20 protein-coding genes are annotated in these 22,822 nt (G+C 65.4%); 11 read left to right on the top strand and 9 right to left on the bottom strand.

The genetic code is table 11. From position 1 onward, the window contains the following. Positions 1-86 precede the first annotated feature (86 nt). Positions 87-518: a hypothetical protein gene (locus tag LDH74_RS18355; protein WP_226040121.1), complete on the bottom strand. Its 432-nt coding sequence runs from the start codon at positions 516-518 to the stop codon at positions 87-89. A 56-nt stretch (positions 519-574) separates the two neighbouring features. Beyond that, positions 575-1,486, bottom strand: coding sequence for a DUF5806 family protein (locus tag LDH74_RS18350; RefSeq protein ID WP_226040120.1), 912 nt, complete (start codon positions 1,484-1,486; stop codon positions 575-577). A gap of 171 nt (positions 1,487-1,657) precedes the next feature. On the opposite strand from LDH74_RS18350, the gene LDH74_RS18345 reads away from it, so the two are divergent. The 3 genes from LDH74_RS18345 (at position 1,658) to LDH74_RS18335 (ending at position 4,398) form a co-directional block, all read left to right on the top strand. Continuing rightward, complete coding sequence (locus tag LDH74_RS18345; RefSeq protein WP_226040119.1) at positions 1,658-2,794, top strand: thiolase family protein; 1,137 nt, start codon at positions 1,658-1,660, stop codon at positions 2,792-2,794. A 419-nt stretch (positions 2,795-3,213) separates the two neighbouring features. After that, the gene (locus LDH74_RS18340; RefSeq protein WP_226040118.1) at positions 3,214-3,531 is read left to right on the top strand and encodes a PLD nuclease N-terminal domain-containing protein; all 318 of its coding nucleotides are present in this window, start codon (positions 3,214-3,216) and stop codon (positions 3,529-3,531) included. A gap of 108 nt (positions 3,532-3,639) precedes the next feature. Next, the gene (locus tag LDH74_RS18335) at positions 3,640-4,398 is read left to right on the top strand and encodes a TraB domain-containing protein (protein ID WP_226040117.1); all 759 of its coding nucleotides are present in this window, start codon (positions 3,640-3,642) and stop codon (positions 4,396-4,398) included. A 21-nt stretch (positions 4,399-4,419) separates the two neighbouring features. Here the strand turns inward: LDH74_RS18335 and LDH74_RS18330 are convergent, their stop codons facing one another. Then, the gene (locus LDH74_RS18330) at positions 4,420-6,105 is read right to left on the bottom strand and encodes an aldehyde ferredoxin oxidoreductase C-terminal domain-containing protein (protein WP_226040116.1); all 1,686 of its coding nucleotides are present in this window, start codon (positions 6,103-6,105) and stop codon (positions 4,420-4,422) included. A gap of 155 nt (positions 6,106-6,260) precedes the next feature. Here LDH74_RS18330 and LDH74_RS18325 point away from each other — a divergent pair, with 155 nt between their 5' ends. Next, positions 6,261-6,854 carry a DUF2391 family protein gene (locus tag LDH74_RS18325; protein ID WP_226040115.1) on the top strand — a complete coding sequence of 198 codons (594 nt, stop codon included), beginning with the start codon at positions 6,261-6,263 and terminating at the stop codon, positions 6,852-6,854. Positions 6,855-6,929: 75 nt separating this feature from the next. Beyond that, positions 6,930-7,343 (top strand): EamA family transporter, encoded by a 414-nt coding sequence (locus LDH74_RS18320; protein ID WP_226040114.1) that lies wholly within the window; start codon positions 6,930-6,932, stop codon positions 7,341-7,343. 134 nt (positions 7,344-7,477) lie between these two features. Here the strand turns inward: LDH74_RS18320 and LDH74_RS18315 are convergent, their stop codons facing one another. From LDH74_RS18315 to LDH74_RS18305, 3 genes are all read right to left on the bottom strand, one after another. Next, positions 7,478-9,358: a cation:proton antiporter gene (locus tag LDH74_RS18315; protein ID WP_226040113.1), complete on the bottom strand. Its 1,881-nt coding sequence runs from the start codon at positions 9,356-9,358 to the stop codon at positions 7,478-7,480. Between the two features lie 189 nt (positions 9,359-9,547). Continuing rightward, positions 9,548-11,494, bottom strand: a complete 1,947-nt coding sequence (locus LDH74_RS18310; RefSeq protein WP_226040112.1) for a long-chain fatty acid--CoA ligase — start codon at positions 11,492-11,494, stop codon at positions 9,548-9,550. Between the two features lie 201 nt (positions 11,495-11,695). Then, positions 11,696-12,616 (bottom strand): MBL fold metallo-hydrolase, encoded by a 921-nt coding sequence (locus LDH74_RS18305; RefSeq protein WP_226040111.1) that lies wholly within the window; start codon positions 12,614-12,616, stop codon positions 11,696-11,698. A gap of 157 nt (positions 12,617-12,773) precedes the next feature. Here LDH74_RS18305 and LDH74_RS18300 point away from each other — a divergent pair, with 157 nt between their 5' ends. Then, on the top strand, positions 12,774-13,928 hold the full coding sequence (locus LDH74_RS18300) for an ATP-binding protein (protein WP_226042561.1): 1,155 nt from the start codon (positions 12,774-12,776) through the stop codon (positions 13,926-13,928). Here the strand turns inward: LDH74_RS18300 and LDH74_RS18295 are convergent. Beyond that, positions 13,925-14,848 (bottom strand): cation diffusion facilitator family transporter, encoded by a 924-nt coding sequence (locus tag LDH74_RS18295; RefSeq protein ID WP_226040110.1) that lies wholly within the window; start codon positions 14,846-14,848, stop codon positions 13,925-13,927. The genes LDH74_RS18300 and LDH74_RS18295 overlap by 4 nt on opposite strands. Positions 14,849-15,205: 357 nt before the next feature. Here LDH74_RS18295 and LDH74_RS18290 point away from each other — a divergent pair, with 357 nt between their 5' ends. From LDH74_RS18290 to LDH74_RS18275, 4 genes are all read left to right on the top strand, one after another. After that, positions 15,206-15,613, top strand: coding sequence for a CrcB family protein (locus LDH74_RS18290; protein WP_226040109.1), 408 nt, complete (start codon positions 15,206-15,208; stop codon positions 15,611-15,613). Between the two features lie 5 nt (positions 15,614-15,618). After that, a complete protein-coding gene (gene crcB / locus LDH74_RS18285) occupies positions 15,619-16,089 on the top strand; it encodes a fluoride efflux transporter CrcB (RefSeq protein WP_226042560.1) in 471 nt (156 codons plus the stop codon). A gap of 145 nt (positions 16,090-16,234) precedes the next feature. After that, the gene (locus LDH74_RS18280; protein WP_226040108.1) at positions 16,235-16,810 is read left to right on the top strand and encodes a magnesium transporter; all 576 of its coding nucleotides are present in this window, start codon (positions 16,235-16,237) and stop codon (positions 16,808-16,810) included. Further along, entirely contained in the window at positions 16,810-17,391 is a 582-nt protein-coding gene (locus LDH74_RS18275) for a magnesium transporter (protein ID WP_226040107.1), read from the top strand. Before LDH74_RS18280 ends, LDH74_RS18275 begins: the two co-directional genes overlap by 1 nt. Positions 17,392-17,567: 176 nt before the next feature. Here the strand turns inward: LDH74_RS18275 and LDH74_RS18270 are convergent, their stop codons facing one another. Next, complete coding sequence (locus tag LDH74_RS18270; RefSeq protein WP_226040106.1) at positions 17,568-18,776, bottom strand: potassium channel family protein; 1,209 nt, start codon at positions 18,774-18,776, stop codon at positions 17,568-17,570. 120 nt (positions 18,777-18,896) lie between these two features. Between LDH74_RS18270 and serS the strand changes: the two genes are divergently transcribed. After that, complete coding sequence (serS, locus tag LDH74_RS18265) at positions 18,897-20,276, top strand: serine--tRNA ligase (RefSeq protein ID WP_226040105.1); 1,380 nt, start codon at positions 18,897-18,899, stop codon at positions 20,274-20,276. Positions 20,277-20,621: 345 nt separating this feature from the next. Here the strand turns inward: serS and LDH74_RS18260 are convergent, their stop codons facing one another. After that, the gene (locus LDH74_RS18260; RefSeq protein ID WP_226040104.1) at positions 20,622-22,808 is read right to left on the bottom strand and encodes an elongation factor EF-2; all 2,187 of its coding nucleotides are present in this window, start codon (positions 22,806-22,808) and stop codon (positions 20,622-20,624) included. Positions 22,809-22,822: the final 14 nt, after the last annotated feature.

The following is a 22,822-nucleotide window of genomic DNA, read 5'->3' as shown; positions in this document are numbered from 1 at the left end:
GGCCTACCTCTCGAGTGGGGAAAAGGAACACACTCGCAGGTGCAACGAATCGCGGGTGTACTGGAACCGACTGACAGGGGGCCGTCTCAGGCGAGGCGTCGCGGGAGCAACACCGCGAGCGGGACGTAGATCGCCAGCGCGATGACGGCCGTTCCAATGACGCCGAGCAGGAGGGAGTCGTTGATGAGCCGCCACGCGAACAGCATGATTCCCGCCGGCGGGAGCGCGAGTCCGGCCGCCGTCCGGTGGAAGCTCCGGACTCTGGTCCCGACGGCCACCGGCTCGAGGTCGTCGGTATCCCGTTCGCGATCCTTCGCCATAGCCCCGGGAAGAAACAGGTACGTTCCGATCCCGAGTACGAGCCCGACGAACGCACCGAAGATCGGGTCGTCGACCAGCTCGAGGCCGAGATACGCGAACACCGCCACGTCGACGACGCCGACGCCGATCCCGAGCAGGGCGGGCGACAGCCCTCCTTCGTCGACCGACTCCGCCCCGGCGTCACGTGAACCGTTCATTCGTGTGCCGATCGATTCGCTACAGCCATATTATAGTTCTCTGTCGTCCCCGCGAGCTACTCGTCGTCTCGTTCGCGGAGTTCCTCACTGGCCTCGCGCACCTCGCGCATCACGCTCGAGATGCGTTCTTCGGCCTCGAGTTCGTCCTCGACCGAGAGGTCGACGCCCTCCACCTCGAGCAGGAACTTGGCGACCTCCGTCGCCTCGTACATGACGTCGTCGAGCTCCTCGGCGGTGAAGAAGTCACACATCGCACCGTAGAGGAATGTCGCGCCGGCGGTCCGAACCTTGTCCTCGAAGGAAGAACGGGCCTGGTTGACCGCTTGGGGGGTGTACGTATCGGTCATGAAGGGGATGAGCTCGGGCAAGTTCTCACCGATCTTGGTCATCTCGACGCCGGTCTCGGTCCGGAAGTCCGAACAGAGGCGGGCGATGGCCCACTCGCGGGCGGTGATGTAGGTCCGCTCCCGCAGGAACTCGTTGACTCGCTCGTACTGCGCGCCGTCCATCTTTTTGAAGCGGGCGTACTTCCGGACGTCCTCCGGAACGTCGTGCTCCTGCGGCTCGGGGTCCGGAACGCCCGGCATCGACCCGCCGCCGGTATCGTCGGGTTCGGTCTCGTGACCGCTCGCATCGTCATCCCCGTCGGAAGCGTCGACAGTGGGATCGTCAGGAACGTCGCCAGCTGGGTCGTCGGTGGCATCGACGTCTGCAGCGTCGCCGTCACCCGCCGGATCGGTGTCGGTCGGTTCCGCTGGAGCTGTCGAATCGGGGGCAGTATCCGAATCGGAAGCGGCCGCCGACTCGGACGCGTCCGAGTCGAGAGCGGCGTCCGCATTAGAAACATCGGAGGCGTCGGAGGCATCGGAAGCGGCATCCGCATCGGCGACATCGCCGTCGTCCTCCGCGTCGGCCGCCGATTCCGTCTCGGCCTCGAGTCGAGTTGCGTTCGGTCCGTCCTCGTCCATGCCCGCGTATTACCAGCAATCCGAGATAAGGGTTGTTCTCGAGCGAGTTCGACCGTCGGACGGCGGCAGTACCGTGTCACTCGAGGCTCGCGGTCGCTACCGACCGTAAACGGCTCGCGTATGAATGAGAGTTCGACCGGATTTAAGTTCGTGAGGGATGTTCGGTAGTATATGTCACAGACGCCAGTCGTCGTGAAAGCAGTACGAACGCCACAGGGGAAAGAAGACGGCGTGTTCGCCGACGTTCGAAGTGAATCGCTCTCGGTGCCGCTAATCGACGAAATCCTGGCCGAAACAGGCCTCTCCGGCGAGGAGGTCGACGACCTGATGTGGGGCTGTGCCCAGCAGCGCGGCGAACAGGACAACAACCTTGCCCGCGTCATCGCCCTGCTCTCGGAGCTCGGCGAGAGCGTGCCGGCGACGACGATCAACCGCTGGTGTGCCTCCTCGATGCAGGCCGTCATCTCCGCCTCCGACGCCGTCGCGGCCGGCAACCGCGACGCGATCATCGCCGGCGGCGTCGAGAACATGAGCCGCGTCCCGATGGGCGGCGGCTTCGACGGCATCAATCCCAAGCTGGCCGAACTGTACGATCTCGGCGATCTTCAGATGGGAATGACCGCCGAGAAGGTCGCCGAGGAGTACGGCGTCAGCCGCGAGGAACAGGACGAGTACGCCGCCCGCAGCCAGCAGCGCGCGGTCGAAGCCACCGAAGAGGGCCGCTTCGACGACGAGATCGTTCCGATCGAGACCGAGGACGGCACCGTCGAGGAAGACGAGGGCCTCCGCCCCGGCACCACCGCCGAAAAGCTCGCCGAGCTGCCGACCGTCTTCAAGGAGGACGGCTCCGTCACGCCCGGGAACGCCTCCCAGATCTCCGACGGCGCGTCCGCCCTGCTCATCACGAGCGAGGCCTTCGCCGAGGAACACGATCTCGAGATCATGGCCGAGGTCGGCATGAACAACGTCGCCGGCGTCGACCCCACCGTCATGGGCATCGGTCCGGTCCCGGCGACGAAGGGGCTACTCGAGCGCAACGGCCGCGACATCGACGAGTACGATCTGGTCGAACTCAACGAGGCGTTCGCGAGCCAGTCGCTGTACTCCCGCGACGAACTCGGTATCGACCCCGACATCTTCAACGTCAACGGCGGTGCGATCGCGATCGGGCACCCGCTCGGAGCCTCCGGCGCACGGCTGCCGGTTACGCTGATCAACGAACTCCAGAAGCGCGGCGGCGGCCTCGGGCTGGCGACGCTCTGCGTCGGCTTCGGTCAGGGCGCGGCGATCGAGTTCGACGTCAACTAAGGCAGCCGACCGATCCGGTTTTGCGATTCTTTCGGGCGGAATAGACGATACAACGGGATCAATCCACGCGCGGTGGCGCGCGCTGAGCCGCAGTGAGCGAAAGCGAACGCGGCTCAAAGCCGTGCGAGGGATGAGCGAGCGATGCGAGGGATGAACGGAGTGAATCCCTCGCTAGCGAACGGTGACCGACGGGAACCGTGAGCAGTGAGCGAATCGGTTGGGGAGGGCGTGGCGATTCCCTGTCGCCACGATAGCAGAACACGCCGCTTTCCTCATCTGAATCCGGTAGAACACTCGCCTCCTCATCCGAGTACGGCAGTGCGTTCCACCTCCTGTTAGCACTCGAGCCGCCGAGAACGAACCGATCACCTCGAGCGAGCAACCAGCGATTTAGGTGCCTCGAGCGCGTGCATAGGCGTATGGACCCGCTGTTGGCGGTACTCGTGGGGATTCCGCTCCTGTGGCACCTCGGGCTCACCGCCGTCGCCTACTACGACGCCGGACGGGTCGGCCTCGAGCCGCCGAAGAAGTGGGCGGCGATCACCTTTTGTCTGCCGCTGATCGGGTTCTTTATCTACCTGTTCGAGCGCAGTGAACTCTCCTACGATCCGGAGAGCGACCCCTATCGGGAGCACAACTTCAACGTCCATCCCTCGAGAGCCGACGACACGCCGCTGCCCTCGCGCGGTGACGACCGACTCTCGCCGGAGAACGACGAGGAAAAGCGCGACGAGTAACCGCCGACGGGCGTTCGAGCACCCACGGGTCGACGTACCCACGGGTTCGACGGGGTCGGTCCGCGAGCGGTCGTGGATTCAAGCCGCTGGCGGACGAACGAATACGGGATGTCGGACCACGGAACCATCACCCTCGTCCCCAGCGTTCACTTCTCACCGACGCACCGGCGGCGCGTCCGAGCGGCGATCCGCGAGACGGCCCCGGATCTCGTCGCCGTCGAACTCGACGAGTCGCGTTTCGAACGTCTCGAGGGCGACACCGGCCCGGATCTCGCCGAACTGACCCGCGAACTGCCGCCGCCGACCGCGGCCGCCTATAGCGCGCTGCGGGCGCTCCAGCGGTCGGTCGTGCGGTTGTACGGCCTCGATCCCGAATACACCGACATGGAGGCGGCGATCGAGACGGCCGCCGAGCTCGAGACCGATATCGCGCTCATCGACGAACCGATCGACGAAATCATGCAGGCCCTCTCCCGTCGGCTCGGGCCGCTGACGATCCCGAAAACGATGCTCCGGATGCAGTCGATGGGACCCGAGGAGTACGCCGATCAGATGCAACTGCTATCGCTGCCGTTCGAGGAGATCACGAGCGGCGACGACGTCCAGCCGGCGATCGACCACCTGCGGCGGCTCCTCCCCGAAGTCGCGGCCGTGCTGATCGACCGGCGCGACCGCGCCATGGCGGAGCGACTCCACGCGCTCCGCAGGGAGGGAACCGACGTCGTCGCGGTTATCGGTGCCGGCCACCACAACGGTATCGAACGACGGCTCGAGGAACTCGAGTCGGCGAACGCGGACGGCGCGTCGGCCGCGACGGTTCCGATCAGAACGCCGGCTCGGTCGGTGACGCGAATTCCGATTCAGTGAGAACGCGATCGGACGGTCCGGTCAGTCGTCGGCCGGCGCGCCGTGGCCGCCCTCGAACGCCGCGTCGGGGACCGTCCCGTCGTCGTTCCAGCCCCGTTCGTCGTAGTACTCGGCCAGCCCCCGCTCGAAGTCCGGGATCTCGTAGGGCAGAGTATCGTCGCCCCGGTCGAAGCCGCGCTGGTTGTTGAAGTGACGCTCGAGCGTGACGACCTCGCCGCCGAGTGCGAGCAGTTCCTCGTAGTCGGCGTCGAGCAGCGTCTCGAGGCGCTCGTCGGTCACGAAGTCACGCGAGAACTTACAGAGGACGGCGCTGTCCTTGATCGCGTTGATGTTCTCGAGTTCGACGACCTTCGGCGGTTTGTCCTCGAGGCCCTCCTTGTCGAAGGCGTCGTCGGCGTCGACGAGCGGGTACTCGTAGGGGTAGAACTCGGCGTACATGTGGTCGGCACCGCGGTTCGACGTGGCGAAGGCCAGTCCCTGCCCGTTGAGGGTGCGGCCGTCGTGGGCGGCGAACTCCATGCCCTTGACCGACCAGTTCTCGACGCCCAGTTCGTCGTGGATGCGATCGACGCCCTCCGCGAGCGTGTCGCCGACGCCCTCGCGGTGGGCGATCTTCTCGACGAGGTCGTGGATGAGGTCGGCGTTGCCGAACTCGTCCTCGCTGGCGAGGTAGGCTGCGACGGTGTCGCCCGCCGAAATGGTGTCCAGCCCGTACACGTCGCACAGCTTGTTCGACTTCATCAGGTCGACGATATCGTCGATGCCCGAGTTCGAGCCGAAGGCCATCAGCGTCTCGTACTCCGGGCCCTCGGTCTCGAGGCCGGACTCCTCGTCTCGCGTCGGCAGTTTGCACGCGAACGCACACGACGAGCAGGTCCCCTTCTTGTACTTCTTCTCCTCGACGCGGTCGCCGCTGATCCCGTCGATCCCCTCGAAGGAGAGTTCGGAGAAGTAGTAGCTCGGCAGGGCCTCGACCATGTTCGCGTACTCCGCGACCGAGGTGGTCCCCTGCGCTTTCATCGGATGCTCGGCCTGGGCGGCCTCGCCGTGGATCTCCATCTGGAGCGGCGGGATCTCGACCTCGCGGGTCGAGTCGCCGTCGAAGGTGATCGCCTTGACGTTCTTCGACCCGAGGACGGCACCGAGGCCGCCGCGGCCGAAGGCCCGTTCCTCGGAAGTCATGATCGAAGCGTAGCGGACCCGATTCTCGCCCGCGGGGCCGATGACCGTCGTGTGCTCCGAGCCGAGGCCGTGTTCGTCCTCGATGTACTCGCAGGTCTCGGGGACGGTGGCCTCCTCGAGTTCCGGAACTGCCTCGAACTCCACGCCCTCGTCCGTAACGTGGACGATGACCAGTTCGTCGCTCGAGCCGATGATCTCGACGGCGCTGTAGCCGGTCCCGGTGAAGTTCCGCGAGAGGAAGCCGCCAGCGTTCGAAGAGAGCAATCCGTCAGTAAGCGGCGAGACGCCGGTCGCCGACATCCGTCCGGTGAAGCTCATCGTCGAGTGCTGGAGCGGCCCCGTCGCGAAGTACAGCCGGTTGTCGGCCCCCAGCGGATCGGCGTCGAACGGGATCCGATCGTGGGCGAGTTTCGTCCCGAGCGCACGCCCGCCGATAGCTGATTCGAGGACGTCGTCGATCTCCTCGGTCTCGGCCGTTCGCTCGCCGACGTCGATCGAACACAGCGGTCCTCGTACGTGTTTCATAGTACCATACTGGTAGGTACGGCCGCAAAACGGTGTCGGTTTTTCGGGCGTGTCCGACCGGTACGAGCGGATTCGAACGAGGTTCGAAGACCGGCTGTCGGCGGCATCGACAGCGGTGGACTGGCTTTATCTATTCGTGGCGTCTGGTCCCGTGCATGTCGCGGCCGGATCAGCCACTCGAGGAGACGACCATCGACGACGTGTACGAGCAACTCGAGACCCTCGAGGAGACGGTCGATACGGCCGACGAACGGACGGAGGTCCACCGGACGATGCGGCTGGTCAGCCGGCTCTCGCACAGTCCGACGGTGGAGAAAGTCATCACCGGATTCACCCGGAAGGACAAGGCCGAGGCGTTCGTGGGCAGCGTCATCATCGGGTTACCGATGCTGGTCGAGGACGGCGTCGCGAGCATCGGCGCGTTCCTCGCGACCCACCCGGCGCTGTTGCTGGTTAACCTCGTGTTTACGGCCGCGCTCGTCGTCGGCATCCTCTACGTCGCCGACTTCCGGGAGGTCCAGATCCACAATCCCTACTTCGGTCTGATCCCGCGCCGGCCCGTCTGGGTGTTGCTGATCGCGTTCGCGACCGCGTCGGGGTTGATGACGCTGTGGGGCCGGGTGTCGTGGGACGAGCCGTGGGTCAACCTCTGTCAGGTGTCGGTCGTCTTCACCGCGATGGCAATCGGCGGCTCGCTGGGCGACATCCTCCCCGGCGAAGCCGAGCACCGGCCGTCGAACGAAGCCTGAGCTGCGGTCGCGGCGGCGACGGGAGACGCTCCTCGCGAACGGAACGTTTTTCGGGATCACGAAGAAGCCGCACCCATGGTCAGCACGGCAATTCTGTTCGCACTCGCCGCGTTGCTCCTCTACGGGGGCTGGGCAGTGGCCGGTGGCGTCGCGACCCGATCGCTCTCGCCCGTCAACGCCGTCTTCCTCTCGTACGTCGCGAGTCTCGTCATCGCCGGCGGCTACGTGCTCTCGCTTCGCCGGCCGATCACCGGAACCCGGGTCGACGTCGGCTTCGCGCTCGTCTCCGGCACGTTCCTCGCGGCCGGCTCCATCTGCTTCTACACCGGGCTCGCCCGCGGAAACATGGCCATCGTCTCGGCGGTCGCCGCGCTCTACTTCGTGGTCCCGGCGATCGTCGGCGTCTTCTACTTCGACGCACAGCTCACCGCGACGAACGTGGCCGGGCTGGCGCTCGCGGTGGTCGCTGTCGGACTCGTCGCGACCTGAGCTCGACGCCGCCCGCTCGAGTCGTCGGAAACGGGCTCGAGCGTGCGTTACTGGACGAAAACTGTGGGGTTGCCGAGCCCTACGGACCGAACGTCGCGCCAGTGTCGACTGCGTAACGGAGAATTCGACGGCGACTACACCGGCGTTCCGCACTGTTCGATGGCCTCGCGAACCGCCTCGGTCCGGCCGATGAGCGTGATGTGATCGCCCTCTTGCAGTACGACATCGGCGGACGGAACTTCGTTGGTCCCGTTCCGACTCACGAGCGCGATGAGGACGCCACCCGGGAGTTCGCTGCCGACATCGACGACCGTCTTTCCGACGAGGGACTCGTCGGTGATCTCGACCTCCTGGACGTCCCCGGAGCGACCGAGTTCCGACATCCAGTTCGAGAGCGCGGGCCGTTCGATCACGTTGTCGATCGCCCACGCGGTCGATTCGGCGGCCGAGATCGTCTCGACGCCGAGATCCTCGAACGCCGACGCGTTCGACGGGTTGTTCGCGCGGGCGATCACCGTCTGAACGTCGAAGTTCGACTGCGCGAGCTGTGCCACGAGGAGGTTCACGTCGTCGTCGCCGGTTGCCGCGACGACGATCCGAGCGTTCTCCGCGCCGGCCTCGCGCAACACCTCGACATCGGTCCCGTCGCCCTGACGGGCGGTGAACCCGTCGTTGCGAAGGTCCTCGAGGGCCGCAAGGTCCTCCTCGATCAGGACCACGTTTTCGCCGCGCGCTTCCAGTCGTTCTGCCAGCGAGCGGCCGACGCGGCCGCCGCCGATGATGAGTACACGCATAGGTATCACGTCGAGTTTCTCCGCGATCTGCCGGGCCAGGCCGCCCTCGAGGACGACCGTCACGAGGATAACGAGGAAGACGGTTCCGACGAGCAGGTCCGCACCGGCAGGGTTCGTCGGTGCCGCCTCGGTCTGCAGCCGGATGGCGAACAGGGTCGCGACCGACGCCGGAATGATCCCCCGCGGGCCGACGGCGCTCATGAAGAGCGTCTCGCTGAACGTAAATCGGCCGCCGCGTGCCGAGAGGAAGACCAGGAGCGGCCGCAGGACGAGCATGACGATCGCGACGACGGCCACGCCGCCGAGCCCGAGTGCGAGCAGCTGATCGAACTCGAGCAAGGCCGCGAGCGTGATGAAGACGAACGAGAGGACGAGCAGCGTAATGTCGCCCTTGAACGCCTCGATCTCGTCCTCGTAGGGGAGATTGGCGTTTCCGAGGATCAGCCCGGCCGTCGCCGCGGCCGCGACGCCCGCCTCGGCGAAGACGTAATCGGCCGCGCCGAAGGCGATGATCGCCCCCGCCAGGGTGAGCAATCGCGCGTTCTGCGGCGCGTTGTCGGGCGAGAGATCGACGTACTGGAGGAGGGCCCAGACGGCAGCCGCGACGACGACGCCGACGAGCAGCCCCGTCCCGAGTCGCTCGGCGAACAGTTGCAGATAAACGTCCGCGTTGATCTCCTGGATCGTCATCGACTTGAACAGTACGACCGCGAGGATCGCCGCCGTCACGTCGTTGACGATCCCCTCCGTCTCGAGGGTCGCCGCGACCCGGTCTCGGACGGGAACGACCTTCAGGATCGGCGTGACGACCGTCGGGCCGGTCGCGATCAGCAGCGCGCCGATCAACAGCGCGATGTCCCAGTCGGCCTCGAGAAAGAAGCGGACCGCACCGGCGGTACCCAGAAACGCGATCGCTGCCCCGATCGTCGTCAACCGAAACACGGCCGTTGGCGCTTCCTTTATTTTGCTGATCTTGAGGTGGAACGCCCCCTCGAAGACGATGATGGCGACCGAGAGCCCGACGATCGTCGAGAGGCCGCTCTCGCCGAAGGAGCCGATGGTCAACACGCCGAGTCCTTCCGGCCCGATCGCGACCCCGGACGCGATGAGAAAGAGGACGCTCGGAACGCGGAATCGGGCCGACAGCAGCTGCGAGATGACGCCGAGTCCGACAATCGCAGCGACCAGTATGAGTAGATCGCCGCCGCCACCCGCCGTCATAGTCGTCTCTGGCGACCCGGGGGCGATCGATGCCACGACGCTACTGCCATGTCCATTCGTCTCGACAGAATCACTCCAGTGGGTTAACTCCTCTGAGAAACGGCCACAACGTGGTCGATACGAGTCCCCAGCCGTCACTCCCGATCGGGTCCGCGAGGGAGCGACGGCCGGCCGTCATCGCACCGGAAATCAGTCGTCCTCGTAGATCCGATTCGCGCGGTCCTCGAACCGCTCGAGGATGACCCGGCGCTTCTTCTTCATCGTCGGGGTGAGCATGTCGTTTTCCTCGGTGAACTCCTGGGGCACGAGTTCGAATCGCTTGATCGTCTCGTGTTTCTCGAAGTTCTGGTTGACCCGGTCGACCTCCTGCTGGATGTGGTCGCGGACGCGCTCGTCGTCACACATCGCGTCGGGATCGTCGGGCAGGTCGATCCCCTCTTTCTCGGCCCACTCACGGACGTGCGCCGTGTTGGGGACCAGCAACGCGCCGATGAACTTCTCGCCGTCACCGACGACCATCGCCTGCTCGACGACCTCGCTCGCGGCGAAGGCGTCCTCAAGCGGACCGGGCGCGACGTTCTTCCCCGTCGAGAGAACGATGATCTGTTTGATTCGGTCGCGGAACTCGAGGTAACCGTCGGGCCGCAGGTGGATGATGTCGCCGGTGCGGAACCACCCCTCCTCCGTGAACGCGCCCTGCGTCGCGCCGGGCTTGTCCCAGTAGCCCTGCGTAACGTTCGGTCCCTTCACGAGGAGTTCGCCGACCTCGCCGGGGTCGTCGGCGAAGGCCTCCTGATCGGCGACGGTCTCGTCGACTGTCACGTCGACGTTGACCAGCGGCGCGCCGATCGTGCCGATCTTCACGGCGTCCGTCGGATTCGTCGAGACGACCGGCGAGGTCTCGGTCAGGCCGTACCCCTCGTAGATGGGGAGTCCCATCGCGTGGTAGAGCCGACAGAGTTCCGGCGAGAGGCTCCCGCCGCCGCTGATGAGCAGTTCGATCTCGCCGCCCAGCGCCTCGCGGACCGTCGAGAAGACGAGTTTGTCCGCCAGCGCCTGTTTGGCCGTCAGGATCGGCCCCGGGGAGTCGGCCTGCTGATACTTGACGCCGACGTCCGTGGCCCACTCGAAGATCCGCTCTTTCGCGCCCGACTCGCTGGCCTGCTCGCGGATGCCGTCGTAGATCTTCTCGTAGACGCGAGGCACGCTCGTCGCCGTCGTCGGGCTGACGGTACTGAAGTCCTCCTGCAGCGTGTCCGGACTCTCGGCGTAGGCGACGCAGGCACCGCTCGCGAACAGGACGAAGTGACCGGCCGTCCGCTCGAAGACGTGCGCCAGCGGCAGGTACGACATCGCCAGCGACTCCTCGTCCAACGTCGGGACGTCGTCTCCCTTGTCCGGGCGCGGCGCGAAGCGTTTCCGGATACCGTTGACGTTCGACCGGAAGTTCTTGTGAGTCAGCTGCACTCCCTTGGGCTGGCCCGTCGTCCCGCTGGTGTAGATCAGGCTCGCGAGGTCGTCCAGCTCCGTCTCCTCGATTCGCGCCTCGTAGGCCTCGAGGTCGAAGGTCTCCTCTCCGCTGGCGTAGACGTCGCCGAGAGTGAGGATATCGTCGCGGTCGTCGTAGCCGTCGATTTCGTCAATCGAGACGATGAACTCGAGATCGAGTTCGTCCTCGACCGCGAGAACGTTCTCGAGCAACTCCTCGTTCTCGACGACGACGCCGTCGGCGTCGGGATCGTCGAGCAGGTACTCGACCTGATCGGGCGAGGAGCTCGTGTAGACGGTGGTGATGACCGCGCCGGCGGAGAGCAGTGCGAAATCGCACTGGGCCCACTCCATCCGGGTGTTCGCGAAGAGACCGACCCGATCCCCCGTCTCGACCCCTAACTCGCGAAAGCCGGCCGAAAGCGTCCGGACGATATCGCGCATCTCCGCGTAGGAGATGGTCCGGAACTCGCCGGGCGTGGCGGCGGGCAGGACCGAGTCGGTCAGCGACCGCTCGTAGATTCCACCCTTGTACTTCTGGGCCGGCCGATTCGAATTCCGTTCGGCCGATTCCTCGAACATCCGGGCGAGCGTCGTCTCCCCGATGACCTCGTCCTCGTACTCTCGTTCGGCATCCCGCCAGTTCATATACGCGTGAGAGTAGCTCCCGTGCGATAAAACGTGATGAAACGGGTTTCATCTGTCGGCGGGTTTATCGCTTCCGTCCGATCCGCCGAAAACACCACGATGACGCCCGAAAACTGCATCTCAACGGAAAAGAACCGAACGTTGATTGTCGTCGGGACGACTGATCGGGATCCTCGCGACGGCGCGTCGGTCGGCCCGCGCTCACTCCCGGTGCTCGAGATAGCCCAGCACGCCGCGCGCGTTCAGTTTCGCCTCCTCGCTCGATTTCTCTGCTCCCCAGACGTCGGTCATCTCGGTCGCGTCGGCGAAGTGCTCGAGGACGGCCTCGTCGTCCGCGAGTTCCCGACGTTTGTCCGCGACCGCGTCGACCCACTCCTCGAGGACGGTCGCGTACTCCTCGAGGGCCCGATCGACGTCGTCGCCGACGTATCGCGGCCCGAAGTGGGGGTAGCAGAAGACGTCCGGATCGAGCGCTTTCAGCGTCTCGATGTCGTCGAGACACTGCTCGAGGTCGAAGTTCGAGGGCGGTGAGGTCTCCCTGATTTCCTCGATCTTCGGGACCCAGATGCCGGCGGCGTCGGCGACGAACACTGCATCGTTCGCGGGATCCTCGAAGACCACCTGATGGGGCGCGTGGCCGGGTGCCGCGTGAACGCGCAGTTCGTGCGTTCCGAGATCGATACCGTCGCCGTCCTCGATCTCGATGAGCCGGTCGCCGGGGATCGGCTCCGGTTCGACGTAGTGGGCCCACTGCTCGCCGACGGCATTTTTCGTCCCGGCGACCAGACGGGAGGGATCGATCAGGTGATCGGTCCCGATCGGATGGACGTAGACGTCGGCGTTCGGGTAGTCCGCCGCGAGAAAGCCCGCGCCGCCGGCGTGATCGAGGTGAATGTGGGTCAACGCGATGACCGCGAGTTCGTCCCGAGCGATGCCGACGTCCTCGAGGGCCTCGCGGAGCAGGTCGTAGTTGGTGCCGATACCGGTGTCGACGACGGCGGGGCGGTCGTCGTCGATGATGTAGACGGCCCCGTACTCGTCCGTACCGTACATCCCCGTGTCGAGATAGTAGAGATCCGAACAGTCTCCGGTCGTGACTTTGCGGACGTCTCCGACTTCCATATCGATAGCCCGTCATCGCGCAGGATAAAAGCTCGCGTCGCGGCCAGCCGACGCGAACGCGACGACTCGAGAGCCGTTACAGACATTACACCCCGTCCTCTTGCACACGGTAGATGAACCGAATCGGTCACGAACTGTCGTGGTCCTCGACGACGAGATGAGCCACGATGCGTCGGATCGAGTTCGCGTTTGCCCGGTCGTCCCCTGGCTCACGCAGAACTCGGTCCCCTGGATCATCAGCGGACTCGGCGGGCTCTCGGTCGTGTTCCTCGTCGGCTGGTTGATCGCGTTCGCGGGGCTACTCGAGATCGCCAATATCCTGCTCAGTATTACCGTCGTGGGTGGTCCAGCCCTCGGTCTCGTCTGGGGCGGCTATCTGCTCACCCGAAGCGACATCGACGAGAACCGGTACGCTCGCGTTTGCAAGTGGTGTCTCGGCGGTGCAGTCGGCTTTCTGGGGATCAATCTCCTGACCATGCTCGTCGTCCCCTCGACGCTCGCCGGGAACCTCAGCTGGGCGCAGTTCTCCGTCAACGCGGGCGGCGTCGCCGGATTCGCGGTCGGCTACGTCGAAGCGCGAGCGATCCAGCGGGAGGTCGAAGCGACGGCGGCCACCGTCCGCGCCGAACAGCTCGAGGACGAGCGGGCGCTCCTCATGTACCTGAACGACCTCCTCCGACACGAGGTGCTGAACTCCGCCCAGATTATCGGCGGTCACGCATCGCTGTTACGCGAGCAATACGAGGACGAACGGCTCCACGATCGTCTCGAGACGATCGAAGGCGAAAGCGGCGACCTCGTCGGCGTCATCGAGGACGTGCGGGCAATGTTGGACGCGAACCGCGGAGCCGAAACCGGCACCGTCGACCTCACCGCGTTACTCGAGGCGCAGCTGGACGAGTGTCGCGCCCGGTTCGACGACGCCGTACTCGAGGCGACGCTGCCCGACGGGGTCGCCGTCAGGGGAAATCAGGGACTGCAGTGGGTCTTCTCGAACCTCCTCGAGAACGCGATCGAACACAACGACGGCGACACGCCGCGCGTTCGCGTGACCGTCGACGCGGCGCCCGAGACCGTGACGGTCACGGTCGCCGATAACGGCCCGGGGATTCCCGAGACGACTCGGGAGACGCTGTTCGAACGCAAGTCGACTAACCACGGACTCGGCCTCTACCTCTCCAAGATCCTCGCAGGCAGGTACGGCGGCACCGTCGGCCTCGCCGATACCGGCCCGGACGGGAGCACCTTCGTCGTCACGTTGCCGCGCGCGTCGTCTCCCGCGAACGCCGTCGAAACCGTCGAAAACAACTAAGGCGATCCGAACTCGTCGGCCGACTCCTTCCACTCGCCGATTCCGGACGGATCGAGGTGGACGTGTGCGTCGCCGACGTTCTCGAGGCCTCGCAACTGATCGACCAGTTCCGATTCGATGTCGTGGGCATCGCGAAACGGCATGTCGCCGTCGACCTCGACGTGGACTTCGACCTCGAGGACGGTGCCGTCGTAGAAGACGGTCAGGTCGTGAACGCCCTCGACGGCCGGGTGGCTCCGCAGGCGGTCGGTGATCTCCCCGCGCTTTTCGGGACCGGGCGCGGCACCGATGAGGTAATCGACGTTCTCCCTGCCGATCTCCACGCCCTGATAGACGACCAGCAGGCTGACGAGGCCGCCGGCGGCGGGGTCGAGTATCGGATAGCCGACCAGGACGCCGAGAACGCCGACGATGGCGGCGACCGAGGTGTAGATGTCGTTCAGGCAGTCCTTCGCAAGCGCCGCGAGCGCCGTCGACTGCAGGCGTTCGTTGATCCGAACGGTGTAGCGGTAGACGAGGTACATGTCGACGATTGCGAAGCCAAGGGCCACGAGGAGCAGGACGCTGAACTCGATATCGGTGCCGGTGAGGAGTCCCTCGACGGACCGGTAGAGCAGATTCAGGCCGAGGAGCGCGATGACGGCACCGACGAACAGCGCCGTCAGGGGTTCGATCCGATCGTGGCCGTGCGGATGGGTCGTGTCGGGTTCGTCGAACGCGCTTCGGCCCCAGACGAGAACGACCACGCTGGCCACGAGGTCCGCGAGCGAGTGGGCCGCGTCCGCGAGCAGGGCGACGCTCCCGAAGGCGAGTCCCGCCGCCCCCTCGGCGACGATCTTCACGACGTTACCGAGGACGTTCGCCCACGACGCCCGCGCGAACCCGCCCCGCCCGCCGTCCCCGGCAGCGTCTCCGGTCATAGCTCGGTTTAGAGGCAGTCTAACCTTGGATCTTTTCCTTCCGCGACTCGAGGTGCTCGAGCACGATGCGGGGCCGCGGGGTTACTCCGAGAAGAACCAGGGACGACATCCGGAACCCTCATTGTATGCCCGCGAGAGGGGGCACACGATTAGGCGATGGGGGCCGCCTGACCTAACCGCCGGGCGAGACGTGCCGGTCCATTGCTGGCGTTGATCCCAGCGCTGGCACCGGCGAGCGTCGGTCGGCTGAGACGGGCTGCTGTCACTGCGTCCCGGCGCACCCGCATGGCGGGTCGCGGGTGCCCTGGAGCTGACTGGCAGGAGTTCGTCTGACGCCCCCTCTGTGACCACTCAGCCATGGCAGACGCACATCCGCTCGTTCGACTCGAGACGCTCGCGCTGATCGCCGTCGGCGGCTTCGCCGGCTCGAACCTCCGGTTTCTCGCGATGGAAGCGCTCCCGGACGTGCCCTCGATCGTCCTCGTCAACGCCGTCGGGAGCGCCCTCCTCGGCTTTCTGGTCTACGAGGCCGAGTACGCGGGTCACATCGGAACGCGGGCCCGCCTCGTCTTCACGACGGGGTTTCTCTCCTCGCTGACGACCTACAGCACGTTCGCGCTCCAGACTGCGCTCGCGTCGAATCCGCTCGCGCTGGGCGGCATCGTCGCCGCGAACTACGGACTCGGGCTGCTCGGCGTGCTCGCGGGACGGGCGCTCGCGCGCCGAATCGGGACGCCGCACCACGCCGGCGGTGAGACGGCGTGAGTGCGATGGTTCTCGAGGGAGCCGTCACTGTCCGGTTGCTCGCCCATGCGGCCGTCATTCTCGCCCAAACGGCCGTCACCGTCACCCACGCAGCCGTCACCGTCGACCTCGAGCCGGCCCACGTCGTCGGCACCGGCGGCGCGATCGGTGCGGTCCTCCGCTACTGGGTCGGTCAGCGCGTCTCAGCTCAGGCCTCGAGCGATCGATTCCCGCTGGCGACGTTCGCGGTCAACGTCGTCGGCAGTTTCGTCTTCGGACTCGCGGTCTTCGCGGGCGCTACCGAGTCGACGCTTCGACTGATCGGCACCGGAATCTGCGGTTCGTTCACGACCTTCTCGACGTTTTCGGTCGAGACGGTCCGGCTGTACGAGCGTGGGGATCGAGCTCTCGCGGTCGGCAACGCCGCGGCTACCCTCGCCTGTTCGCTCGCGGCGATCGGTCTCGCGTGGGTCCTCGTCACGGCGAGTCCGATCTGAGTGAGCCGGGACGGCCCTCCTCGAGCGAGCGCCGGCGAAACACGTTAGCGATTGGCCAGAAATGGTACCAGCCCACACGCCGTCGAGCGATGTGTTCGCGTTCGACCCGCGGTAGGTTTATGTCCGGACTACGTCATTCGCCGCTATGGAGGGTCGCCAAACCGCGTGGCGCATCTACCGCGAGTCGCTGCCGATTCTCGTGGTGAGTCTCGCCGGCGGGATCTTCGCGGGGTCGGTCCTCGGCTCCGAGGGGATGACGGCCGGGTTCGAACGGTTCCCCGGTATGCTGTTGTTGCTTCCCGCCTTTCTCGCGACCCGCGGGAACGTCTACGGCGCGCTGGGCGCGCGCATCTCGAGCGGCCTCCACCAGGGGATGATCGACCCGGAGTTCTCGTGGAACCGGCGACTCGTCAACGCGGTCGCCGCCTCCTTCATCAACGGAATCGGCATCTCGGTATTCATCGCGTTCCTCTCGTGGGGCATTCTGCAGGTGCTGGGGCGCGAGTCCGCGCGGCTCGTCGAACTCGTCGGAATTATGCTCGTCTCCGGCGTCCTGACCTCGTTCACCCTGATATTCGGGCTGCTGGGACTGGTGTTCGCGAGCTACAAGTACGGTCTCGATCCCGACAACCTGATCGGGCCGATCGTCACCACGCTCGGCGACGTCTTCGGCGTCGTCTTCCTCTTCGTCGCGCTCACCGTCATCGGGGTGGTGTTCTGATGGCGGCCGCGGACCCCGACGACCCGCTCGACACCTGGACGATCCGGCACATCGTCAGGACGATGTTTCCCATCCTGCTCGTCCTCTCGATGCTCGAGATGGGATCGGGCTACGTCCTCGAGGCACTCGAGGAGACCTACCTCGCGAACCCGACGCTGCTCGTGCTCGTCCCCGTGATGATCGGGATGGGCGGCAACCTCGGAGCGATCCTCTCCTCGCGGCTCTCGACCCGGCTGCATCTCGGGCTGCTCGAGTTCGACCCTCGAGACGAGGTGCTGTGGACGAACATCCTGGCGATTCTGGGGCTCGCAGTGACGATCTTCTCTGCGCTGGGGATCGCCGCCTGGATCGTCGGCCAGGTCATCGCCGAACCGATGGCGCTCGTCGACCTCATGGTCATCTCGATGGTCAGCGGCATGCTGCTGGCCGTCATCGCGGTCGCGCTCAGTCTCGGTGCGACCTACGTCTCCTACACACAGGGGCTGGATCCCGACGATACGACGATCCCGGTCGTCACGAACCTCTGTGACATTCTCGGCGTTATCGTCCTCTCGGCTGTCGCGATCGTGGTCCTAAACTGAGATCGAATGGACCCGCGCGAGGTGAAACGAACTCGGATGTTCCGGAGACTCGCGTCTCGGTGGTCAGTGAGTTCGCTCGAGAAGGACCGTTCTCCCGTCGTATCTATATCTTATGACCAGAGGCACTTAAAGAACGGACGGAAGCAGCGGTCCGTCGCGACGGAAACAAATCGGGGCTACGCGGACGCGAGTTCCCGAAAAGCCGCAGCAGCGGTTCGGGTCCCTTTCGAAATGAGCACGTCGCCGCCGCGTAACTCGGCGTCTGCGTCCGCGACCAGCAGCCACCCCTCGCTGGGTCTGCGGATGGCGATCACCGACATCGTCGACTCGGCGTCGGGAACGCCGGCGGTGACCGCAGTGCCGTCGAGTTCGCTTCCCGTCTCGACCACGACGCGAGTGATGATCTCGTCGCTCTCCTGGACGGCCAGCTGCACGACCGGGTGAACGTCGATATCCCGCAGAACGCCCTCGCTGATCTCGATCGCGGTGTCGCTGATCCGCTCCGTGCTGCTGCCCAGCTGGATCAGGCCCCGCAGGGCGACCGGGTCCCGCGCGTCGGCGGCCGCCCGTAGCGTCCACGCCTCGAATCGCGATTGCATCGCGTCGACTTCGACCTCGAGGTTGCGGACCTCCTCGGCGAGTTCCTCGCTGTCGAACAGCACGCTGCTGTAGGCCAGATCGACCGCGAGTTCGGAGAAATCCTTCATGTGTATGATGGTATCCACCGCCCGCTCCAGATCGTCGATGTCGGCCGTCTCGGCGGAGGGTGCCTCGTAGACCTCGCCGGTCAGCGTCTCGTAAACGCCGCCGATCGACGAATCGGGGCCCCGCAGAAACGCCACGTCGTCGGCCTCGACGCGCGTGTTCGGGCCGGGGTTGAGGAGCCACTCGTTTCCCCGCCGGAGCGCGATCACGCGCACGCCCGTCTCCGACTCGAGATCGATGTCTTTCAGCGCCCGCCCGGCGTAAGCGGAGTCGGGAGCGACGACGCCCCGAACGAGAGTGCCCGCCGCGTCCGGCAACGCGGCCCGCATCGCTTCGGGCAGCCCCACGTCGTCGAGGACGATCTTCGCGATGTCGCCGGCGGCGTCGCTGATCCCGTCGGCCGCGCCGACGATCCCGAGGACGGGCGCGAGCTGTTCCGCGTCCGCGGGCTTCCGTGCGGCCATCAGGAGGCTCATCCGCGCGCGCAACTCGAGGACGTCCATCCGCTCTTCCAGTCGAAGCACCTCCGTGGCGAGCGGCTCGCTCTGGTGGAGCACCGCCGAGTACGAAAGGTCGATCAACAGCTCCGCGGTGTCCTTCATCTCCACGAGCACGTCCTTGACGCTGACGGGCTCGTACTCGATCGACGTCGACGACAGCTCGCCCTCGAGCGGGTCCATACCGTGAGAGTCGGCCCGCCGGCGAAAAAAGCGTTTCCCGCCGACGGCTCGAACGAGCGAGGGAGAGGCGGCCTTCCGACACGGTTTTGCCCGGGCACAAAGAACGCATGGGCAAGACCAATGCTCGACCGGACCTATCTGCGCGAGAACCCCGACGAGGTACGCGACGCCCTCGAGAACCGCGGGGCGGACGTCGACCTCGACGAGTTACTCGAGCTCGACGAGCGGTGGCGAGAACTGAAGGCTCGCGGCGACGACCTGCGCCATCAGCGCAACCAGATCACCAAGAAGATCGGTGAACTCGTCGCCGAGGGCAAAGACGAGGAACGGGAGGACGCTATCGAGCGGTCCCGAGAACTCAAAGACGAGATCGAGGAGGTCGAGGAAGAGGGCGTCGAACTCGAGGACGAACTCAAAGAACGAATCCTCGAGATCCCACAGCTCCCCCACGAGAGCGTTCCGCTGGGGATCGACGAGCGACACAACGTCGAGGATCGGCGCTGGGGGTTCGACGACTCGCACGAGCTGCCCGACGAGGTTATCCCCCACTACGACCTCGGCGAGGAGCTCGACATCATCGACGAGGAACGCGCCGCCAAGACGACCGGCGCTGGCTTCTACTTCCTCAAGGGCGAGGGCGCACAGCTCGAGCACGCCCTGATCCAGTTCATGCTGGACATCCACCGCGAGCAGGACTACGTCGACGTGTTTCCGCCGATCCCGGTCAAGAGCGCCTCCATGCGCGGCACCGGCCAGCTCCCGAAGTTCGCCGACGATGCCTACCGCCTGGGCGGGAGCAACGAGGAGGCGTACGACGAGGAGGACCTCTGGCTCTGCCCCACCGCGGAGGTACCGGTCACCAACATGTACGCAAACGAGATCCTCCTCGACGACGACCTCCCGCTCAAACACCAGGCCTACACGCCCAACTTCCGACGCGAGGCCGGCGAGCACGGTACCGAAACGCGAGGCATCGTCCGCGTCCACCAGTTCAACAAGGTCGAACTCGTCAACTTCGTCGAACCCGAGGAGAGCTACGACCGCCTCGAGAACCTCCTCGAGGAAGCCGAGGAAGTCCTCAAACAACTCGGCCTCCCCTACCGCGTCCTCGAACTCTGTACCGGCGATCTGACCTTCGCCAGCGCCAAGACCTACGACATCGAGGTCTGGGCCCCCGGCGACGACATGGACGACGGCCCCGAGGAAGGCGGCCGCTGGCTCGAGGTCTCGAGCGCGTCGAACTTCGAGGATTTCCAGGCCCGCCGCGCCGGCCTGCGCTACCGGCCCGAGCGCCACGAATCGGCCGAATATCTCCACACCCTGAACGCCTCCGGGCTCGCGATCCCCCGGGTTATGGTGGCGCTCCTCGAGTACTACCAGAACGAGGACGGCACGGTGACGATCCCCGAGCCCCTGCAGCCGTACATGGGCGGAAAAGAGGTCATCGAGGGCCACGAGAAGGTCGGCGAGGCGGCGCTCGGTGCGGGCGAGCGAGAGTAGCGATCCGCCACACTGCAGCGACGTCCTTCTGCAAGGGGTTTGTGCCTGCAGTCATCGCTCTTCGTCACGACCAGCCGAACTACTCGAGCGTCGAACCGCTCGGCCGCGTTTCGTCCGTCTTCGATTTCGTCTGACGAGAGGATGTCCGCCAATCATCTGGCACCGGCTCTCGAGCCAGAGCTACGTTACGAATTCGGTTTTAAATTGAATAGTCAACGGCAGGCACGGCTGGCGGTCCAGTGATTGTACCGCGAGCGTCGAGGACGCTCGCGGCCTTTTTTGGTCGAGATTTTTTGCTCGAGTGGTGAACGAACGGAGTGAGTGAACCCGAGAGGAAAAAGGTCGTTAGAGGTAGTCGATCGCTGGCGGCAGCTCGAGCTTCATGCCCTTGCGCTCGCGGATCTCCATGATCTTCTCGCGCTGGAGGGAGTCGGCCATGACCTCGAAGCCGGCGTTCTCGGTGTTCCAGGAGGCACGACCCTCGGTCGCGGAGCGGATGTCGCTCGCGAACCCGATCATCTCGCCGACGGGCGCGATACCCTCGACGACCATGAGGTCTCCTTCCTGGTACATGTCGTCGACGCGGCCACGACGGCCCTGAATCTCGCCGGACGCAGCGCCCATGTGGTCGTTGGGAACGTCGATACGAGCGTCCTGCATCGGCTCGAGCATCTTGATGCGACCGTCGATCAGCGCCTTGTGGACGGCGTTCCGGGTCGCGGGAATGACCTGAGCCGGGCCGCGGTGGATGGTGTCCTCGTGGAGTCGAGCGTCGTGCAGACGGATGAGCGTCCCCTGCACCGGCTCGTTCGCCAGTGGGCCGTTGTCGAGGGCGTCCTCGAGTCCCTCGATGAACAGCTCCATCGTCTCATTCAGGTGCTGGATACCCTTCGTCTGGTCCAGCAGGATGTTCGAGCCGTGGATGTGCTCGACTTCCTGCGAGTCGTCCTTGTCCATGCCGGCGTCCTGCAGGGCCTCGCGGCGTTCCTGCTCGGGCATGTCCATCGACGCCTCGCCTTTCTTGACCGCATCGACGACGTCGTCCGGCAGCGGCTCGACGGAGATGTAAAAGCGGTTGTGACGGTTCGGGGAGATGCCTTCGACCTGGTCGCTCGCGCGCTGGATCGCCTCGCGGTAGACGACGATCGGTTCGCCGGTGTTGACCGGGATCCCCTGATTCTTCTCGATACGCTGGGTGATGACCTCGAGGTGGAGTTCACCCTGTCCGGAGATCAGGTGTTCGCCGGTATCCTCGTTGATCGTAATCTGGATCGTGGGGTCCTCCTTGGACACTTGTCGAAGGGTCTCGATGAGCTTCGGCAGGTCGTCCATCGTCTGGGCCTCCACGCTCTTGGTGATGACCGGTTCCGAGATGTGTTCGATCGTCTCGAACGGCGTCATCTCGACGCCGGAGACGGTCGACCCGGCGATGGCGTCTTTGAGGCCGGTGACGGCGGCGATGTTCCCCGCCGGAACGTGATCGACTTCCTCGCGTTCGCCGCCCATGTAGACGCCGACGGACTGGACGCGGTTCTTCCCCGCCGTCCCGGAGACGTAGAGTTCCTGGCCCTTCTCGAGCGTTCCGGAGAAGACGCGGCCGGATGCGACCTCACCGGCGTGGGGGTCCATCGCGATGTCGGTAACCATCAGGACGACCTCGCCGTCCTCGTCGACGAGGCGCATCGAGTCTGCGAGGTCGGAGTCGGCGTCGCCGCGCCAGATACGCGGGATACGACGGGGTTGGGCGTTAACCGGGTTCGGGAAGTGCTCACAGACCATGTCGAGCACGACGTCCGACAGCGGCGTCCGCTCGTGGAGTTCCTGGCGCTTGTCGTTGCGCTCGAGCTCCATGATTTCGCCGAAGTCCATCCCGGTGCGCTGCATCGAGGGCATGGAGACGCCCCACTTGTACAGTGCGGAGCCGAAGCCGACGGTCCCCTCTTCGACGGAGACGGTCCAGTCGTCGATGTCGTCCATCTCCTCGGTCATCCCACGGATAAGTTCGTTGACGTCGTGGATGACCGACAGAAGCCGGTTCTGCATCTCTTCGGGTCCTTCCTGCAGTTCGGAGATCAGACGGTCGACCTTGTTGATGAACAGGGTCGGCTTGACGCCCTCTCGGAGCGCCTGTCGCAGCACCGTCTCGGTCTGAGGCATCGCACCCTCAACGGCGTCGACGACGACGAGCGCACCGTCGACGGCACGCATCGCTCGGGTCACGTCGCCACCGAAGTCGACGTGGCCGGGCGTGTCGATGAGGTTGATCAGGTGGTTCTGATCCTCGTACTCGTGGGTCATCGAGACGTTTGCCGCGTCGATGGTGATCCCGCGTTCTTGCTCGTCTTCCTCGGTGTCCATCGCGAGTTGTTCACCCGCGGTCTCGTCGGAGATCATGCCGGCACCAGCCAGCAGATTGTCCGTAAGGGTTGTTTTCCCGTGGTCGACGTGAGCGGCGATGGCGATGTTCCGGATGTTCTCCGGGTCGTCCATCAGCCGTTCACACTCTTGGACGATCTTCTTGCGTCGGCCCATATATATCCCATTAC

The sequence above is a fragment of the Natrinema sp. DC36 genome (genome assembly GCF_020405225.1).
Classification (GTDB): Archaea; Halobacteriota; Halobacteria; order Halobacteriales; family Natrialbaceae; genus Natrinema.
Note: the sequence above shows the minus strand (reverse complement) of the source record. Positions and strands in the feature narration are given on the sequence as shown.

Coding starts and splice junctions, on each gene's coding strand:
- LDH74_RS18355 (WP_226040121.1), bottom strand. CDS start 518: ATGAACGGTTCACGTGACGCCGGGGCGGAGTCGGTCGACGAAGGAGGG.
- LDH74_RS18350 (WP_226040120.1), bottom strand. CDS start 1,486: ATGGACGAGGACGGACCGAACGCAACTCGACTCGAGGCCGAGACGGAA.
- LDH74_RS18345 (WP_226040119.1), top strand. CDS start 1,658: ATGTCACAGACGCCAGTCGTCGTGAAAGCAGTACGAACGCCACAGGGG.
- LDH74_RS18340 (WP_226040118.1), top strand. CDS start 3,214: ATGGACCCGCTGTTGGCGGTACTCGTGGGGATTCCGCTCCTGTGGCAC.
- LDH74_RS18335 (WP_226040117.1), top strand. CDS start 3,640: ATGTCGGACCACGGAACCATCACCCTCGTCCCCAGCGTTCACTTCTCA.
- LDH74_RS18330 (WP_226040116.1), bottom strand. CDS start 6,105: ATGAAACACGTACGAGGACCGCTGTGTTCGATCGACGTCGGCGAGCGA.
- LDH74_RS18325 (WP_226040115.1), top strand. CDS start 6,261: ATGTCGCGGCCGGATCAGCCACTCGAGGAGACGACCATCGACGACGTG.
- LDH74_RS18320 (WP_226040114.1), top strand. CDS start 6,930: ATGGTCAGCACGGCAATTCTGTTCGCACTCGCCGCGTTGCTCCTCTAC.
- LDH74_RS18315 (WP_226040113.1), bottom strand. CDS start 9,358: ATGACGGCGGGTGGCGGCGGCGATCTACTCATACTGGTCGCTGCGATT.
- LDH74_RS18310 (WP_226040112.1), bottom strand. CDS start 11,494: ATGAACTGGCGGGATGCCGAACGAGAGTACGAGGACGAGGTCATCGGG.
- LDH74_RS18305 (WP_226040111.1), bottom strand. CDS start 12,616: ATGGAAGTCGGAGACGTCCGCAAAGTCACGACCGGAGACTGTTCGGAT.
- LDH74_RS18300 (WP_226042561.1), top strand. CDS start 12,774: ATGAGCCACGATGCGTCGGATCGAGTTCGCGTTTGCCCGGTCGTCCCC.
- LDH74_RS18295 (WP_226040110.1), bottom strand. CDS start 14,848: ATGACCGGAGACGCTGCCGGGGACGGCGGGCGGGGCGGGTTCGCGCGG.
- LDH74_RS18290 (WP_226040109.1), top strand. CDS start 15,206: ATGGCAGACGCACATCCGCTCGTTCGACTCGAGACGCTCGCGCTGATC.
- crcB (WP_226042560.1), top strand. CDS start 15,619: ATGGTTCTCGAGGGAGCCGTCACTGTCCGGTTGCTCGCCCATGCGGCC.
- LDH74_RS18280 (WP_226040108.1), top strand. CDS start 16,235: ATGGAGGGTCGCCAAACCGCGTGGCGCATCTACCGCGAGTCGCTGCCG.
- LDH74_RS18275 (WP_226040107.1), top strand. CDS start 16,810: ATGGCGGCCGCGGACCCCGACGACCCGCTCGACACCTGGACGATCCGG.
- LDH74_RS18270 (WP_226040106.1), bottom strand. CDS start 18,776: ATGGACCCGCTCGAGGGCGAGCTGTCGTCGACGTCGATCGAGTACGAG.
- serS (WP_226040105.1), top strand. CDS start 18,897: ATGCTCGACCGGACCTATCTGCGCGAGAACCCCGACGAGGTACGCGAC.
- LDH74_RS18260 (WP_226040104.1), bottom strand. CDS start 22,808: ATGGGCCGACGCAAGAAGATCGTCCAAGAGTGTGAACGGCTGATGGAC.